Origin of the sequence: Afipia sp. 1NLS2, from assembly GCF_000178995.1 — a bacterium.
Taxonomy (GTDB): domain Bacteria; phylum Pseudomonadota; class Alphaproteobacteria; order Rhizobiales; family Xanthobacteraceae; genus Afipia.
The window spans coordinates 159072-173971 of the sequence record NZ_ADVZ01000002.1 but is presented as its reverse complement, the minus strand read 5'-3'; the positions used below and the strand labels follow the sequence as shown (position 1 = coordinate 173971).

The 14900-nt window shown below is 60.2% G+C and carries 14 protein-coding genes and 1 pseudogene; 6 read left to right on the top strand and 9 right to left on the bottom strand.

What is annotated here, in order from left to right:
* Positions 1–22 precede the first annotated feature (22 nt).
* On the bottom strand, positions 23–1111 hold the full coding sequence (locus AFIDRAFT_RS09560; protein ID WP_009339144.1) for a TRAP transporter substrate-binding protein: 1089 nt from the start codon (positions 1109–1111) through the stop codon (positions 23–25).
* A gap of 141 nt (positions 1112–1252) precedes the next feature.
* On the bottom strand, positions 1253–2362 hold the full coding sequence (locus AFIDRAFT_RS09555) for an Mrp/NBP35 family ATP-binding protein (RefSeq protein ID WP_009339143.1): 1110 nt from the start codon (positions 2360–2362) through the stop codon (positions 1253–1255).
* A 253-nt stretch (positions 2363–2615) separates the two neighbouring features.
* Between AFIDRAFT_RS09555 and AFIDRAFT_RS09550 the strand changes: the two genes are divergently transcribed.
* From AFIDRAFT_RS09550 to AFIDRAFT_RS09525, 6 genes are all read left to right on the top strand, one after another.
* Positions 2616–3257, top strand: coding sequence for a DUF47 domain-containing protein (locus AFIDRAFT_RS09550; RefSeq protein WP_009339142.1), 642 nt, complete (start codon positions 2616–2618; stop codon positions 3255–3257).
* Positions 3258–3269: 12 nt separating this feature from the next.
* Positions 3270–4274 (top strand): inorganic phosphate transporter, encoded by a 1005-nt coding sequence (locus tag AFIDRAFT_RS09545; protein WP_009339141.1) that lies wholly within the window; start codon positions 3270–3272, stop codon positions 4272–4274.
* 23 nt (positions 4275–4297) lie between these two features.
* Positions 4298–5014, top strand: a complete 717-nt coding sequence (locus tag AFIDRAFT_RS09540; RefSeq protein WP_009339140.1) for an MgtC/SapB family protein — start codon at positions 4298–4300, stop codon at positions 5012–5014.
* 166 nt (positions 5015–5180) lie between these two features.
* Positions 5181–6758, top strand: coding sequence for a sensor histidine kinase (locus AFIDRAFT_RS09535; RefSeq protein WP_009339139.1), 1578 nt, complete (start codon positions 5181–5183; stop codon positions 6756–6758).
* 58 nt (positions 6759–6816) lie between these two features.
* Entirely contained in the window at positions 6817–7032 is a 216-nt protein-coding gene (locus AFIDRAFT_RS09530) for a DUF1289 domain-containing protein (protein ID WP_009339138.1), read from the top strand.
* A 28-nt stretch (positions 7033–7060) separates the two neighbouring features.
* Positions 7061–7573, top strand: coding sequence for a TIGR02281 family clan AA aspartic protease (locus tag AFIDRAFT_RS09525; protein ID WP_009339137.1), 513 nt, complete (start codon positions 7061–7063; stop codon positions 7571–7573).
* Here the strand turns inward: AFIDRAFT_RS09525 and dusA are convergent, their stop codons facing one another.
* From dusA to AFIDRAFT_RS09495, 7 genes and pseudogenes are all read right to left on the bottom strand, one after another.
* Entirely contained in the window at positions 7574–8563 is a 990-nt protein-coding gene (gene dusA / locus AFIDRAFT_RS09520; protein ID WP_283804991.1) for a tRNA dihydrouridine(20/20a) synthase DusA, read from the bottom strand.
* 351 nt (positions 8564–8914) lie between these two features.
* Positions 8915–9119 (bottom strand): annotated as a pseudogene (locus tag AFIDRAFT_RS19780) (IS3 family transposase); the annotation flags it as partial.
* Positions 9120–9122: 3 nt separating this feature from the next.
* Complete coding sequence (locus AFIDRAFT_RS19120) at positions 9123–9770, bottom strand: hypothetical protein (RefSeq protein ID WP_009339135.1); 648 nt, start codon at positions 9768–9770, stop codon at positions 9123–9125.
* Positions 9771–9843: 73 nt separating this feature from the next.
* Positions 9844–10452, bottom strand: coding sequence for a Crp/Fnr family transcriptional regulator (locus AFIDRAFT_RS09510; RefSeq protein WP_009339134.1), 609 nt, complete (start codon positions 10450–10452; stop codon positions 9844–9846).
* Positions 10449–10736 (bottom strand): hypothetical protein, encoded by a 288-nt coding sequence (locus AFIDRAFT_RS20410; RefSeq protein WP_198007809.1) that lies wholly within the window; start codon positions 10734–10736, stop codon positions 10449–10451. Before AFIDRAFT_RS20410 ends, AFIDRAFT_RS09510 begins: the two co-directional genes overlap by 4 nt.
* 132 nt (positions 10737–10868) lie before the next feature.
* Entirely contained in the window at positions 10869–12374 is a 1506-nt protein-coding gene (locus AFIDRAFT_RS09500) for a DUF1254 domain-containing protein (protein ID WP_009339131.1), read from the bottom strand.
* A 92-nt stretch (positions 12375–12466) separates the two neighbouring features.
* Positions 12467–14893 carry an arylsulfatase gene (locus tag AFIDRAFT_RS09495; protein ID WP_245258156.1) on the bottom strand — a complete coding sequence of 809 codons (2427 nt, stop codon included), beginning with the start codon at positions 14891–14893 and terminating at the stop codon, positions 12467–12469.
* Positions 14894–14900 lie beyond the last annotated feature (7 nt).

Here is a 14900-nt window from a genome sequence, read left to right as displayed (position 1 = left end):
TTCGATTTCACGTGATGATCGATCAGCCGCGGGTGCGCGAACGGATCTGGAAGCTGTCGAAGGTGTATTCGGCAACCTGCCACCACAGATACTCGTCGCCGCGATAGGCCTGCATCGCGTCGATCGACTTCTTGAAATCCGGGTTTTTCGCCGAAATTTCAGCCCAGAGGGTGTTGGTCGCCTTGAGGCTTGCCTCGAGCACTTCATTGCTGAACGGACGAAGCTGCGTGCCGCCCGCAACCAGACGCTTGAGGGCGCCGGGGTTCTGCAGATCATAACGCGCGGCCATCAGCGTGTTGGCGTTCGCGTTCGCGTTCGCCAGAATCGACTGATAGTGCTTCGGCAGCGCATTCCACTTCTCAAGATTGGTGAGCGAGTGGACCATCAGGCCGCCTTCCCAGAAGCCGGGATAGTAATAATACGGCGCAACCTTGTTGAAGCCGAGCTTTTCATCGTCATACGGACCGATCCACTCGGCCGCATCGATGGTGCCCTTTTCCAGCGACGGATAGATGTCGCCGCCGGCGAGCTGCTGCGGCACGACGCCGAGCTTCGCCAGCACCTGCCCTGCGATGCCGCCGATGCGCATCTTCAGGCCGGAGAGATCGGAAACGGTCTTGATCTCCTTGCGGAACCAGCCGCCCATCTGGGTGCCGGTGTTGCCGCAGGGATGTGCGATCACGCCATGCTTCTTGAAAAACTCGTTGGCGAGCTGTTCACCGCCGCCCTGATACCACCAGGAATTCTGCATGCGCGCATTGAGGCCGAACGGAACGGCCGCATAGATCGCGAAGGTCGGATCCTTGCCGACGTAATAGTAAGTGGCTGTATGGCACATCTCGACGGTGCCGTTCGAGGTGGCATCCAGCGCTTGCAGACCCGGCACGACCTCGCCAGCGGCGAAGACCTGGATCTGAAACTTGTTGTCGGTCATTTCGGCGACCTGCTTCGCCATCAGCTCGGCCGCGCCATAGATCGTATCCAGCGACTTCGGGAAGCTGGACGTCAGCCGCCATTTGACCTCAGGCGACGATTGGGCAATCGCCGGCGAGGCGACGGCTGCCGTTGCTGCGCCCGCAGCCGTTACTTTGAGAAAATCGCGACGCTTCATTTACTTCTACCTCCTCTGGCAGACCTTCGAGTCCGCTAAACTTGCCGTCTAGCATGGAACTTTCAAGTTCAAAACGCGACAAGTCGTGCAGCGACGCTAAACACAAGGTCGCATAAGCAGCAGGTGTCGAAATATTACCGCTCAGGCGGCGGCCGTTTGTAGCCGCAATGCGTCTTTGATCTTTCCGGCGATGGCACGATAGATTTCCGCATGCTTGCCGGATGGATCGGTCTCCAGCACCGGGCGGCCTTCGTCCGAACCCTCGCGAATGGCGATATCGAGCGGTATTTCGCCCAGGAATGGAACGCCGACCCGCTCCGCCTCATGACGCGCGCCGCCATGTCCGAAAATATCGGATCGCGTATTGCAGTGCGGGCACATGAAATAGCTCATATTCTCGATAATGCCGAGGGTCGGAACATCGACCTTCTTGAACATCGTGATTCCGCGCCGTGCGTCGATCAAGGCGAGATCCTGCGGCGTCGAAACGATGACAGCGCCCGCCAGCGGCACCTGCTGGGCGAGCGAAAGCTGGACGTCGCCTGTCCCCGGCGGCATGTCGACCACCAGCACGTCGAGGTCTCCCCAGGCGACATCCTGCAGCATCTGCTTGACCGCCGACTGGATCATCGGCCCGCGCCAGATCATCGCGGTTTCTTCGGCCACCAGGAATCCGATCGACATCAGCGTCAGGCCGAAGCGCTGAAGCGGAATCATCTTCTTGTCGTCGGTGAGCTTCGGCATCTCCTTGACGCCCGTCAGCCTCGGCACGGACGGTCCGTAAATATCGGCGTCGAGCAGCCCGGTTTTCAGCCCGAGGTCGCGCAGACCGAGCGCCAGATTGAGGGCCGTCGTCGATTTGCCGACCCCGCCCTTGCCCGAAGCCACCGCAATGATGGTCTTGATGCCGGGAATGGCCTTCTGCTTGCCCATCGGCGAATCCCCGCCCGCGCCGTGATGATGCGCAGCCGCCGGCTTGACGCCACCTGTTGGCCCGGAGCCCGGGCGCCGCTCGGCCGTCAGCGCGACCATCACCGTCTTGATCCCCGGAAGGGCGCGCACTGTCTCCTCCGCCTGGGCCCTGATCGCCTCCCAGGCGCGGGCTTCCGCCGCATCCACCGTCAGGGAGAAAAAAACCTTGCCGTCGGTTGCCGTGATCTCGGACAGGACCTTCGCGGCCGGGAGCGGCACGCCCTTGGGGGTCTGAATCTTGGCCAAACTGTTTAAAACGTCGTCTTTGGTCACACTCACATCGGTCTCCTGACAGCCTGATCGCAGGGACTTTTCCCCAAATAGCGGGGCCTTCCGCCTCCCGCGACCGAGACGGTCTTACCACTCCGCCTCCGGCGGTACCACCGCTGGCCCGGCGACATTTTTTCAGTCAAATCGGGGCAAGATTGATCCTCCTTAAAGCGGTGGATGAAGATTTTTGACGCGGAAAATTCTGCGCCAAATGGCGAAAATGACATAAAAGGTTCACGCAATCTGTAGCGGGGGCACGTTTATGCGCTGGTTCAAGGCATTGATGCCAAAGGAACATTCGTTCTTTGAGCTATTTGCCAGACATTCCCGAACACTCGTCGACGGGGCGGAAGCCCTCCAGGGCATGCTCCGGGGCGGGGCCGAAATCGAATTCTACTGCGACAAGATCAGCCAGTATGAGAACGAGGCCGACAACATCACCCGCGAAGTGATGATGGCGATCCGGCGCTCTTTCATCACGCCCTTCGACCGCGGCGATATCAAGAACCTTATCGCCGCGATGGATGACGCCATCGACCAGATGCAGCAGACGGCCAAAACGGTCCGGCTGTTCGAGGTCAAGGAGTTCGACCAGCCGATGCAGGAGATGGGCGCCATCATCCAGCACTGCGCCGAGCTCGTGGTCCGCGCCCTGCCTCTCCTGCAATCGATCGGCGCCAACGTCGCCACGCTCTCCTCCATCACGGAAGAACTGACGCGGCTTGAAGGCAAGGTGGACGACCTGCACGATCTCGGTTTGAAGAAACTGTTCCTCAAGCACCGCAGCGGCAATGCCATGGACTACATCGTCGGGGCCGAAATCTACGACCATCTCGAGAAAGTGGCGGACCGTTTCGACGACGTCGCCAATGAGATCAACAGCATCGTGATTGAACAGGTCTGAACGGATAGTCTCGTGACCGCTTCACTCACGCCTCAACTTCTGATCGGCCTGGTCGCGGTCGCGCTGCTGTTCGATTTTCTCAACGGCCTGCACGATGCCGCGAACTCGATCGCAACGATCGTCTCCACGCGGGTGCTGAAGCCGCAATATGCGGTGCTGTGGGCAGCCTTCTTCAATTTCATCGCGTTCCTGTTTTTCGGCCTCCACGTCGCCGAGACGCTGGGCACCGGGATCATCGACCCCGGCATCGTCGATCCGCATGTGATCTTCGCAGCCCTCATGGGTGCGATCGTCTGGAATCTCATCACCTGGGCGGCGGCCATTCCCTCCTCAAGCTCGCACGCGTTGATCGGCGGGCTGGTCGGCGCCGGGCTTGCAAAGGCGGGCTTCGTCGCGCTGGAATGGTCGGGCCTCACCAAAACCATTCTGGCGATTTTCCTGTCTCCAATGATCGGGTTCGTCCTCGCGCTCGTCCTGATCGTCGTCGTGGCGTGGTGCTCCGCGCGTTCGACGCCGTTCATGGTGGACAGCGCCTTCCGCATCCTGCAATTCGGCTCCGCATCGCTCTACTCGCTCGGCCATGGCGGCAACGACGCGCAGAAGACCATGGGCATCATCGCGATCCTGCTGTTCTCGCAGGGTTATGGCGGCGATCATTTTCATGTCCCGCTCTGGGTCGTTCTGGCCTGCCAGGCGGCGATGGCGCTTGGCACCCTGATGGGCGGCTGGCGCATCGTGCGCACCATGGGCAGCCGCATCACCCACCTCAATCCGATGCAGGGCTTCTGCGCCGAAACTGGCGGCGCACTGACGCTGTTTGCGGCGACCGCACTCGGCGTTCCGGTCTCGACCACCCACACCATCACCGGCGCCATCGTCGGCGTCGGCTCGGCGCGGCGGCTGTCCGCCGTCCGCTGGAATATCGCAAGCTCCATCGTGGTCGCCTGGATTATCACCATCCCCGCCGCCGCCGCCGTCGCCGCCCTTGTGTATTGGCTCGTTCCGATCTTTCATTAGCCCTCCCGCAAGGTGGAGCGCCGATGATCAGCAACATCAGCAACGTCGAAATCCTTCTTCGGTTGGCCGCGGCCGCGGCCCTGGGCAGCATGGTCGGCTTCGAGCGTGAACGCCTGCTCTGGGCCGCCGGCATCCGCACCCACATGCTGGTGTGCGTCGGCTCATGCCTAATCATGATCGTATCGGCTTACGGGTTTGCCGGCGTGCTGGGCCAGGAGCATACCGTGCTGGACCCCTCCCGCGTCGCCGCGCAGGTCGTCTCGGGCATCGGCTTTCTCGGCGCGGGCTCGATCCTCGCCCGTGGCGAGATCATCAAGGGACTGACCACCGCGGCCAGCATCTGGACCGTCGCAGCGATCGGGCTTGCCATCGGCGGCGGCCTCTACTTCGCAGGCACAGCCTCCACCATCCTGATCCTGATCATTCTGGCCGGCGTGAAGCCGCTGGAGGAGGCCTACCGTGCCCGCAACCAGACCGTCCATTTCAAGATCACGGCGGAGCGTGGCGCCCTGAGCCCGGAGGAATTGCGCCAGACGCTGTCGCTGCGGGTTAGTCAGATCAAACGCTTCGTGGTGGAAAATCGCAGTGGCGATGAGGGTAACGACGAAATCCTCGTCCTTCTGAACAAGGTGTCCTCGCAGGATATCGCCGACTTCAAGAACAGGTTGAACGAGGTCCCGGCAATCCGCCGGGTCGATCTCATCAGCCGTTCAGCCGCCGACAACTCGTCCGCGACCTGATCCCCCGCAGCTTTCACCGAAAGCCGGCGGCACGGCGGCGGCGGGCCGCAGATTTACTTTTCATTAACCTGATTAAATCTGTCTTTAAGGCCCCTCTTAAGAATTTCCCGCCAGAAATGGAGGCGGGAAAATCCGTGCCCTGCGCGTACCGGGAATTTGTTTGTAAATGAGTGATCTCGTGCCCTCTCCGGCCGATAGCGTGGCCGCTGCGCCTGCCAGGACACGGCGCGTGGCCGCCCAACGCGTCCGAGAAGCGCGTGACCGCCTGACCTCGTCGAGCGGCACCCGTCCTGCATTCGATCACGAACTGCTGCGTCAGTATGCCCAGACGCGCATGTCCGCCTCGCTCGTGGTGATCCTGCTTGTGGTCGCCACGGGGGCGCTCTCCAGCCTCTGGCTGCCGATGCTGTATGCGGGCATCTGGACTTGCGGAATTCTGGCGATTCATGCCGTCGTCATCCGCCTCTGCTCGAGATTCATGAACCTGCCGCCGGCTCCCGCGACCACGCGCAGATGGCGCCACCGTTTTGTCGCGCTCGACCTGCTCTATGGTCTTGGCTGGACACTGATCCTCGTTCATCCATCCGGTGTCGACGTGGTGTCGAACACGTTGATGCTGTTCCTGATGCTGCTCGTCGTTGCGGTCTCGAGCATGCTCGCGGCAAGCCTGCCCATCGCGGCCTTCGCCTCGACCATTCCAGTGACAGCGGCCATTGCATTGAATTTCGTGCTGCGCGGCACGCTCGACGCTTACATTCTGGCAGCACTTGCGGTTGCTGCCGAATGCTACTTCGCCCTGCTCGCCCACCGGCTGCACTCGACCACGCTCGCCACGCTGGAAGCGCGCGCCGAAAAGGACGCGCTGATCGGCGAGCTTGAACAGGCCAAGGCGATCTCCGACGAGGCGCGGCACCGCGCCGAAGCCGCCAACGTCTCCAAATCGCGTTTCCTTGCGCAGATGAGCCACGAGCTGCGAACGCCGCTGAACGCCATTCTCGGCTTCTCGGAAGTCATGAAAAGCGAGATTTTCGGATCCCACGCGGTGGCCGTCTACAAGGACTACTCCGCCGACATCCACAATTCGGGCGTGCATCTTCTCAATCTCATCAACGAGATTCTCGATCTGTCGCGCATCGAGGCCGGCCGCTATGAGTTGAACGAGGAGCCCTTCTCGCTCGTTCATGTGGTCGCCGACTGCCACCACCTCCTGAAGCTGCGCGCATCGAGCCGGGGTATCACCATCCACGAAGTCTTCGAGGATGAAATGCCGAAGCTATGGGGCGACGAGCGCGCCACGCGCCAGATCGTGCTCAACCTTCTGTCCAACGCCATTAAGTTCACCCCGCAAGGCGGCGAGATCTGGCTGAAGTCCGGCTGGACCGCATCCGGCGGGCAGTACCTCAGTGTCAAGGACACCGGCTCCGGCATTCCCGAGGATGAAATCCCGATCGTGCTGGCGTCCTTCGGACAGGGCTCGAACTCGATCAAGTCGGCCGAGCAAGGCGCGGGCCTCGGCCTGCCGATCGCCAAGAACCTGATCGATATGCACGGCGGTACCTTCACGCTGAAATCGAAGCTGCGCATCGGCACCGAGGTCATCATCACCTTCCCGCCCGAGCGTGTGATGGCGGCGCTTGCTCCGATGCCGGAAGGCCCACCGCTGCAGCCAGATCAACTCGACATGAGCGATGAACGAAGCCGGCCGCGCGGACGGCCGATCATGAATGCAGGAACGGGGCTCTGAGCCATGGCCGCACAACACACGGCTTGCGCTGAAACACCGGCGGCCTTTTATAGGAGGCATGAGCTACGAGTCGCCGTGCATCTCCGTCTGCGTGATGAGCCCCGAGACCGGGCTTTGCCTGGGCTGCGGGCGGACGATGCAGGAGATTTCCGACTGGGCCGCTCTGACGCCCGAGGAGCGAGCCGCCATCATGGTCACGCTGGTGAGGCGCATGACCGATGCCGGGATGAAAGTGCCACCTGCGCTGGTGCGCTGGCTCGAGGTCTGTTGCTGACCTCCGACAGCATGATGGCAGGTTCGCCGTGATCCGGTTTCTGACAGTTATCATCGTCCTGCTCGGCACCGCCGGCTCTATCTATGCCGTGCAGAATCCGACCGGTTTCGAGAGCGCAAAACGCACCGCGCTGAATGCGGTCAACCACTACACCCGCCGCGACACTCGCGCGGTAGAAATTTCCCGCACCCATAGCGGCGAATTCGCGCTCCGCGCCAGGATCAATGGCGTCAAAACACCGATGGTGATCGACACCGGCGCTACATCCGTCGTGCTCACTTACGAAACCGCGAAAGCCGCGGGCCTGCCGCTCGATCTTGCGACCTACGATGTCGAGGTCGAGACTGCTGGCGGCCATGTCCGCGCAGCGCGCGTCACGCTCGACCGGCTGGCGGTCGGAAAGCTCGTTGAATTGTCAGTGCCGGCGCTCGTTGTGCCGCGCGGCCGGCTGAAAACCAACCTGCTCGGCATGAGCTTCCTCAACAGGCTGGAAAGCTGGGAAGTCCGCCCTGACAGACTGCTGCTGCGCGGCTATCCGTAATCAGGCCGCAGCAGCCTCGGCTGGCACGACCAGCCGCAGCGCATCACGCAACTGCTCCACGCCTGCATCGGCCTTTACGCAGTTTTCCGCCAACGCGCGACGGAATGCCCGCGCACCGGCCACGCCATGAAACGCACCGACCATATGGCGGGTGATGGAGTGCAACCGCATGCCACGCGCGCGTTGCCTTTCGATATAGGGAAATAGCGACTCGATGGCTTCATGCATCGAGGCATGCGGCGACGACGCACCGAACAGCTCGGGATCGACAGCGAGCAGCCGCCACGGCTCGTGATAGGCGGCGCGGCCCAGCATCACGCCATCGACATGCTGCAGATGAGCCTTCGCCTGTTCAATGGAAGTAACGCCGCCATTGATGGAGATCGTGACGTCCGGCATCGCCGCCTTCAGCCGATAGACCCGATCATAATCGAGCGGCGGAATGTCCCTATTCTCTTTCGGCGACAATCCCTCGAGCCACGCTTTGCGGGCGTGAACGATCAAGGCATCTGCGCCCGCCGTCACCACGTTCTGCGCAAGCGCGTCGAGCGCCTGTTCCGGGTCCTGTTTATCGACGCCGATGCGGCATTTCACGGTCACCGGCACGCGGACCGCGGCCTTCATCGCCGCCACGCAATCGCCGACCAGTTGCGGCACGGTCATCAGGCATGCGCCGAAACGGCCATCCTGCACGCGATCGGAGGGGCAGCCGACATTGAGATTGATCTCGTCGTAGCCGAACCCTTCGCCGATCTTCGCACTCTCCGCGAGATCGTGCGGATTGGACCCGCCCAGTTGCAACGCCACCGGATGCTCGCACGCGTCGAAACCGAGCAGCCGCTCGCGGTCGCCACGAATGACCGCGCCGGTCGTCAGCATCTCGGTGTAAAGCCAGGCCCGGCGCGTCAGCGCACGATGGAAGACCCGGCAATGCCGGTCCGTCCAATCCATCATAGGCGCAATGGAAAATTTATGCGTACAATCAGACACTTAACAGAATTTCCGTTAAAATCGCGGACTTTCGAGCCGATCTTTACTGAGCATCTTCAGATACTTAGGGTTGTGAGTCCGTGCAATCAACCGATTTTTGTCTCGGACTTTGTCCTGCGCTGATGCAGTCGGCCGCCATGAGTATCGACAGACGACGGTGGGACGGGTCGCACTCATCATCGATAATTCTCTATACGAGCTGGATCTCCCGTGTACGTTCCTAGCTCGAATGCTTTTACAAGTTCTGGCGTGCACCCATCATCACTATTGGCAAAATGACATTGCAACGGAATGCGAAGGTCCGCGGGATCGCAAGCTCTTTAGAGGGTACACCAAAACATTTCGCGGTTACACGGACCAGCCGACCACGTGTCGGGAAACAGATCAATGACGGCGGCCACATAGAGCCAGCCTTCTGCCACCCAGACATAAGTAAAGTCGGCAATCCATTTCCCGTGGGAGCTGGCGTTTCGAAGCAACGGTCGAGCACGTTGGCTGCGACGGCGCTCGCCTGACGATCACCCACATCGGGAGGAAGGCGCCGCCGTCCGGCACGCCCTCAATGAACGAACTGCCCCGCCGCCATCATTAGGTGATGCTGTTGATGGTGACCGCCCTGCACCATAATTCCCATGAAGCCGAGCGCCCTGAGCTTGGTCAGCGGCTGTGTTTCGCTCGCTATCACCGTGAGAGTGACGCCATTTTGCAGATCGTCGCTTTTTGCATTCCAGCCAATCTCGCGTAGCTCGCTTACGTGTGCGGGTACCATACGTTTGATCGCCTCCAGCGTGCGCCCTTCGCCAGTCACTTTGATCTCGATGCCATTGTCCACGTCACGTTGGGTGGCGGCAGCATGCAAGGTCACTTCGTTCATATCGATGAGGTGCTGCCTCAATGCCTCGATGTTGACCTTCGCCCAATCCGTCTTCGCGTCAGCTTGCAAAATCTGTACGACCTCTTGAATAGCGCCGAAAGCGTCTTGCCCCGGCATGGTTGGGGTGCTGGTTACGCCGGCTTGCGCTCCGTGCATCATGCCGCGGTTGCCCATACCGCCGCGCTGCATCATTTGCTGATGCATCTGGTCCATCGTGCCGCCTTGCTGCATGTGCCCATTCATGCGGTCCGAGAACATTTGGGCAGAGGCATACACGGTGGCGGCCAACAGCGTCGAAACGGTGAGGGCTGTTTTCCAAGGAAATCTCGTCATTAAGGACCTCTTTTGCTGCGTGCCCCACAAATATCCTTTTAACAGCCCGCTCCATCCACGCATATGATCTCAATCATACGCGCTGAAAAACTATGATCTTTGATCCTCTGCGTTTGATCTCGCCCGAATGTTCGAGCTTCGCCAAAGTTCGATAGAGGGCCTCGTGCGTTAGACCCAGTTCGGCAGAAAGGTCTTTCAAGGTGCCGGACAGCCTGACTGTGCGGCCGTCTGCACCGGTGTTCAGCGCGAGAAAGTGTCGAACGCGGTCGGCTGCCGAACGGATATTGCGCTGTTCAATCCGGGTGCGGAGGTTCATCACCTGATGAGCTAGAGTCGCAGAGAACGCCCGAGCAGCCTCCGGGCTTGCCTCGAAAGCGGCCAACACCTCGCGCTTGGGATACAGGCGCACAATTGCGTGGGTGCTTGCGATTGCATCGCAATGATACCGTGATGAAAACAATGATGCCTCGGCCAAGGTCTCTCCGGGATCAGCCACATGCAACACCACCTCGCGGCCGGAGCTATCAGTCCGCGTGAGCCGAACACGTCCCGTTAGAACCTCAATTAGCCCCTCAGTTCTGTCGCCACATCGAAACACGGCCTCGCCTGCCGTCAGCTTGCGGTCGACTGCTGCTTCCCGCACGGCAGCCGCCAGCCAGTTGTCGACCGACGTTGAAGTCATTGCATATAATCGATTCGATTCCGCCTGTTGGGCGGGAGCCGTCCGACCTGGAATTCCCGCGACGCCGCAGTGGCACCCGATGCATTCACACTTGCATGGTAGTAGATTGCGGCGATTGACCAGCCGGGCGTCGTCGGCGTTGCGGCAAGACTGCCGTATAGGCCCGGCAACCAGTATGAAATGCCATTTTCGTCGGCGGCGGCCATTTGCGGAGAAAGCAAAGCAATTGCGGCGGCTGCGAGAACACTGGTCAGCCGGGGCCCGGCCATACCGTAGCTTTTCATGATCATCGCCTTTCCGATCTAATGCTCTCGGTCAGTCCCCGTTGGTTCAGACGACTGTCTGCAACATCCGGGTGCGCAATCGGAGAATGCCCACTTCACCACCGTTTTCCGGGGCTGTACATGACGAAGAAGCTATTGTTGAAGTTCAATTTCGCCGGGCCGCCAAGCCTTGTCGAACCAGGGCTTTGTCGGACCATAGAGCCGCAAAAGGGTGTTCCAGCTCGTACCAGGGACCGTCTGCACCCAGTTCTTTTCCTGCCCCGCGGGCGCCTTCGGGCCGAAGAAGACATCTACCGAACTGTCGGCATTGACCTTGAGGCCTTCGGTTTGGCTGCCGACCGTCGGGAATTGCTGGTCAGTTTGGATCATCGAGCGTGTCTGGTTGTCGTAGAGGATGATCGACCAGAAGTTCTTGATCGGAATGTTTGACGGCAAATGCAGCTTGTAAGACTTTCCCCCGTCAAGCGCATCGCCCTTCGAGTCGACGAAGGCGGCCATGTATTGCGAGCCTTCGCCAACGGCTTTTGAATCCATCGCCGGCGTGACCCCGGTGGCATAAAAGAAAAAGCCTGCGTAACCGTTCAACTGACGGGCGCCTTTTTCCTCAAACTTGTAGCCACCGATGAAACCAAGTCGCCAATTGCTCTTGCTGTCGGGATAATAATAGCCGTCGGCCCCTCGCCATTTGTACATTGTGGCGCGTGCGGTGGCGTCACCAACAGCGGCGGCTTCGGTCAGTATCTTCTTCATTCTGTCGTCCGGTGCGAACGGCTTGCCCTTCGCAATTCCAATTGAGGCCCAGAATCCAAGGGTCGTAGAGTCAACGCTGTCAGTGGGTTCGTCCTGCACGACTTTGTTGAGAAGCTCCCAGAACCGGTAATCCCCCGGACCGACCATGTTGAACGGCTTACCGGACATGTTCACGAAATTGAGTTTCGGTGGTTTGGCCGCCTGTTTGAGCGGGTAGATCTTTGTGAATTTCTTGACGGCATCTACGCCGGGCTTCGGATCGCCATTGACCAGGAAGCTCCGCCAGGCCGTCCAGACGCTGAACGAGTTCGGACGAATGATGAAGTAGCCTCTCGGCACCTCACCCGTGTAGCCGGGCGGCAAGAAAAGATATTTCCCGCCTTTACCTCGATCCGGACCAGTGAGCCCTATGTCGCCATTCCAATTGTACCACATATCATCAGCGAGCCCGAGCACCTCGGGAGGAGCTTCGACGACGATGGGTCCGTCATGGAGGTCCAGCCAAAACCAGGTATAAGGTGTATTGTTGTTGGCAGTGAGCTCCGTGGTGCGGGAGTCGACCAACGTCTCCCAGATCGGCACGGTCGTGTTGGCCGGGCCTAGCCGCAGAATGTTGTCTCGGTTAGCCACCTGATTCACCACGGGCAGAGCCAGCAGGTAGGCTTGGACCGCGCGCTGAAAGTCGAGGTTGTCATACAACTTGTCGACCGTCGCCGCGTCAGGGAAACCGCCGAAGAAACTCAGAGTCCCAAGACGCGTTTCCACCTTGTCCGGGATAGCAATGCCGGGAGGAATGGGCGTTTGCATCTTGTACTGCTGGGAATTGGCGGGAAGCGCCGAAAGCGCCAACAAAGATACAGCAGAGGCCGCCAGTTTAATCGACGTCATCGTGTTGTCGCCTTTTTCAGGAGCGCGGTGATCTCAAAGAATCGTAGTGGCGGTAGGATGCCCAATCCTGTTGTTGCGCGCCCCCAGTCTTCTCAATCAGACAGTCCCTTCTTCAGCACCGCCGCCTTGCGGCCCTGTACAGCTTCTTCACTGTCGGCCTTCTTCATTTCCTTCAACTCGATCGTCACCTCGCCGATTTTGCCGGTAAATTTGAACGGCACCTTGTAGGCCTCCGTGACGGGGGTGCCCTCGTCGGCCCCGACATCGGCACCTTCGTCGGCTGAGAAGCCGCAGCACTGAGTCTGCTCGATGCGGCCGCTGGCAACTCTTTTGCCGTTGACAAACATCGTACCTGTACCGCCCTTGCCGATCCCGCCGCCGTCGTAGGCGAACTCGAATCGGATCGTGACCTTTCCGGCCGGCAATGCCTGCTGGGAAGCCACCGTAAATCGCTGCAAGCCAAGGAAATTGTAGGTGTACGTCGGCTTGCCATCCTTCAGGTACAGACTCCACCCGCCGAACCTGCCAGCCTGGGCAAGGATGGCTCCGCTGGCACCCGCCTTCGGGATTTCCACATCCGCAGTAATGACATGCGAGCGGTTCTTCGTATTGATGAACACGTTCTCGGACATCCCGAGCATGCCCTCGTGCACCGTCAGGGAGGTACGTCCAGCCATCAAGTCGGGCCGTCCGACCATCGCCGCGTTCAGTCGCTCCAGAGTGCGGTCGTCGAGCGGCAACACAGAATACTTGACTGCCTCCTTGAGAAACAGCTCCTGAAGCTCCTTCAGCTTATCCGGGTTCTTTGCCGCGAGATTGTTCGCCAGGCTGAAGTCCGTCCGCGTATCGTAAAGCTCCCAGATATCCTCTTCGAGCGGACGGCGATTCTTGGTTTCCCACGCTGCCCGGTGGATCGTTCCGGCCAGCCAGCCATCATGGTACACCGCGCGGTTGCCGAAGATTTCGAAGTACTGCGTTTTATGGGTGCTGTCCGCCTTGGGATCGGCAAAGGAGTAGACCATGCTCGTTCCCTCGATCGGTGTCTGAACCGTGCCATTCACGCTCTTGGGCTCTGGCAAGCTGGCCGCCTCCAAGATCGTCGGCACGATATCGATCACGTGATGCCACTGCGAACGCAGCTCACCCTTCGCCGCAATGCCCTTCGGCCAATGAATCACCATGCCATTGCGGGTGCCGCCATAGCTCGAAGCCACCTGCTTCGTCCACGTGAAGGGCGTATCTCCCGCGACTGCCCATCCGGCCGCATAATGGCTGTACGTCATCGGGCCGCCGAGGTCGTCGTAATGTTTGAGGATATCCTGAACGGTTTCCTGCACGCCGTTGAAATAGGTCATCTCGTTGAACAAGCCGTTCATGCCTCCTTCGGCACTCGCGCCGTTGTCGCCGACAATGTAGAAGACCAGCGTGTTGTCGAGTTGGCCGGTCGCCTTGATGGCATCGATCAGCCGGCCGATCTCGGTATCGGCGTATTCGCCGAAGCCGGCGAACACTTCCATCTGGCGCGCAAACAGCTTTTGCTCGTCCGCGCTCAGCGTGGCCCAGTCCTTTATGGCTTCCGGCTTGGGGGCGAGTTTCGTATTCGGCGGCACCACGCCGAGCTTGATCTGGCGGGCCAGCGTTTCCTCGCGCAGCTTGTCCCAGCCCTGATCGAACTTGCCCTTGTACTTGGCGATCCATTCCTTTGGCACATGGTGCGGGGCATGGGTTGCGCCCGGCGCAAAGTAAATGAAGAACGGCTTATCGGGCGTCAGCGACTTCTGGTACTGCATCCAGTCGATCGCCTTGTTGGTCATGTCCGTCATGAAATTGTAATTCGGATCTTTCGACGGCTCGACCTGGGTCATCCCATCATAGATCAGCGGAGCCCATTGGTTGGTCTCGCCGCCCATGAACCCGTAAAACTTGTCAAAGCCCTGACGGGTTGGCCAGCGGTCGGTCGGGCCCGACGGACTCACTTCCCACGCCGCAGTTTCGTGATTTTTGCCGAAATGGGCGGTGCTGTAGCCATTCAGCCTTAGCATCTCTGCCACGGTAGCTACGCTGTTGGGGCGCTGTCCGGTCTGCCCCGGAAAGGTCGTCGCAGTTTCCGCGATCGAACCGAAGTTATTCATGTGATGGTTACGGCCGCTCAGCAGCGCCGATCGGGTCGGCGAACAAAGCGCCGTGGTGTGAAATTCGTTGTAGCGCAGCCCCTCGTTCGCCAAACTTTCCACCGTCGGCATGTGAATCGGCCCGCCGAAGGCACTCGACTGACCGAAACCCATATCATCGATGAGGACGATGAGCACGTTCGGCGCAGCCGCCGGTGCTTTCACTTCGAATCGAGGCGGCGGCGTTGCATTGCGCGCGTCGAATACAGTGCTGTGTGGGTATTGCGGTTCCGGGATCGGCAAGACCGAACGATCCGCCGGAAGCACTATCTCCGGAGAAGCTGCCTGCTGCGCGTTCGCCGGAATTGCCAGCAGCGCAATCGAGGACAGTGCGGCGAGCGCCGTCATCATAGAT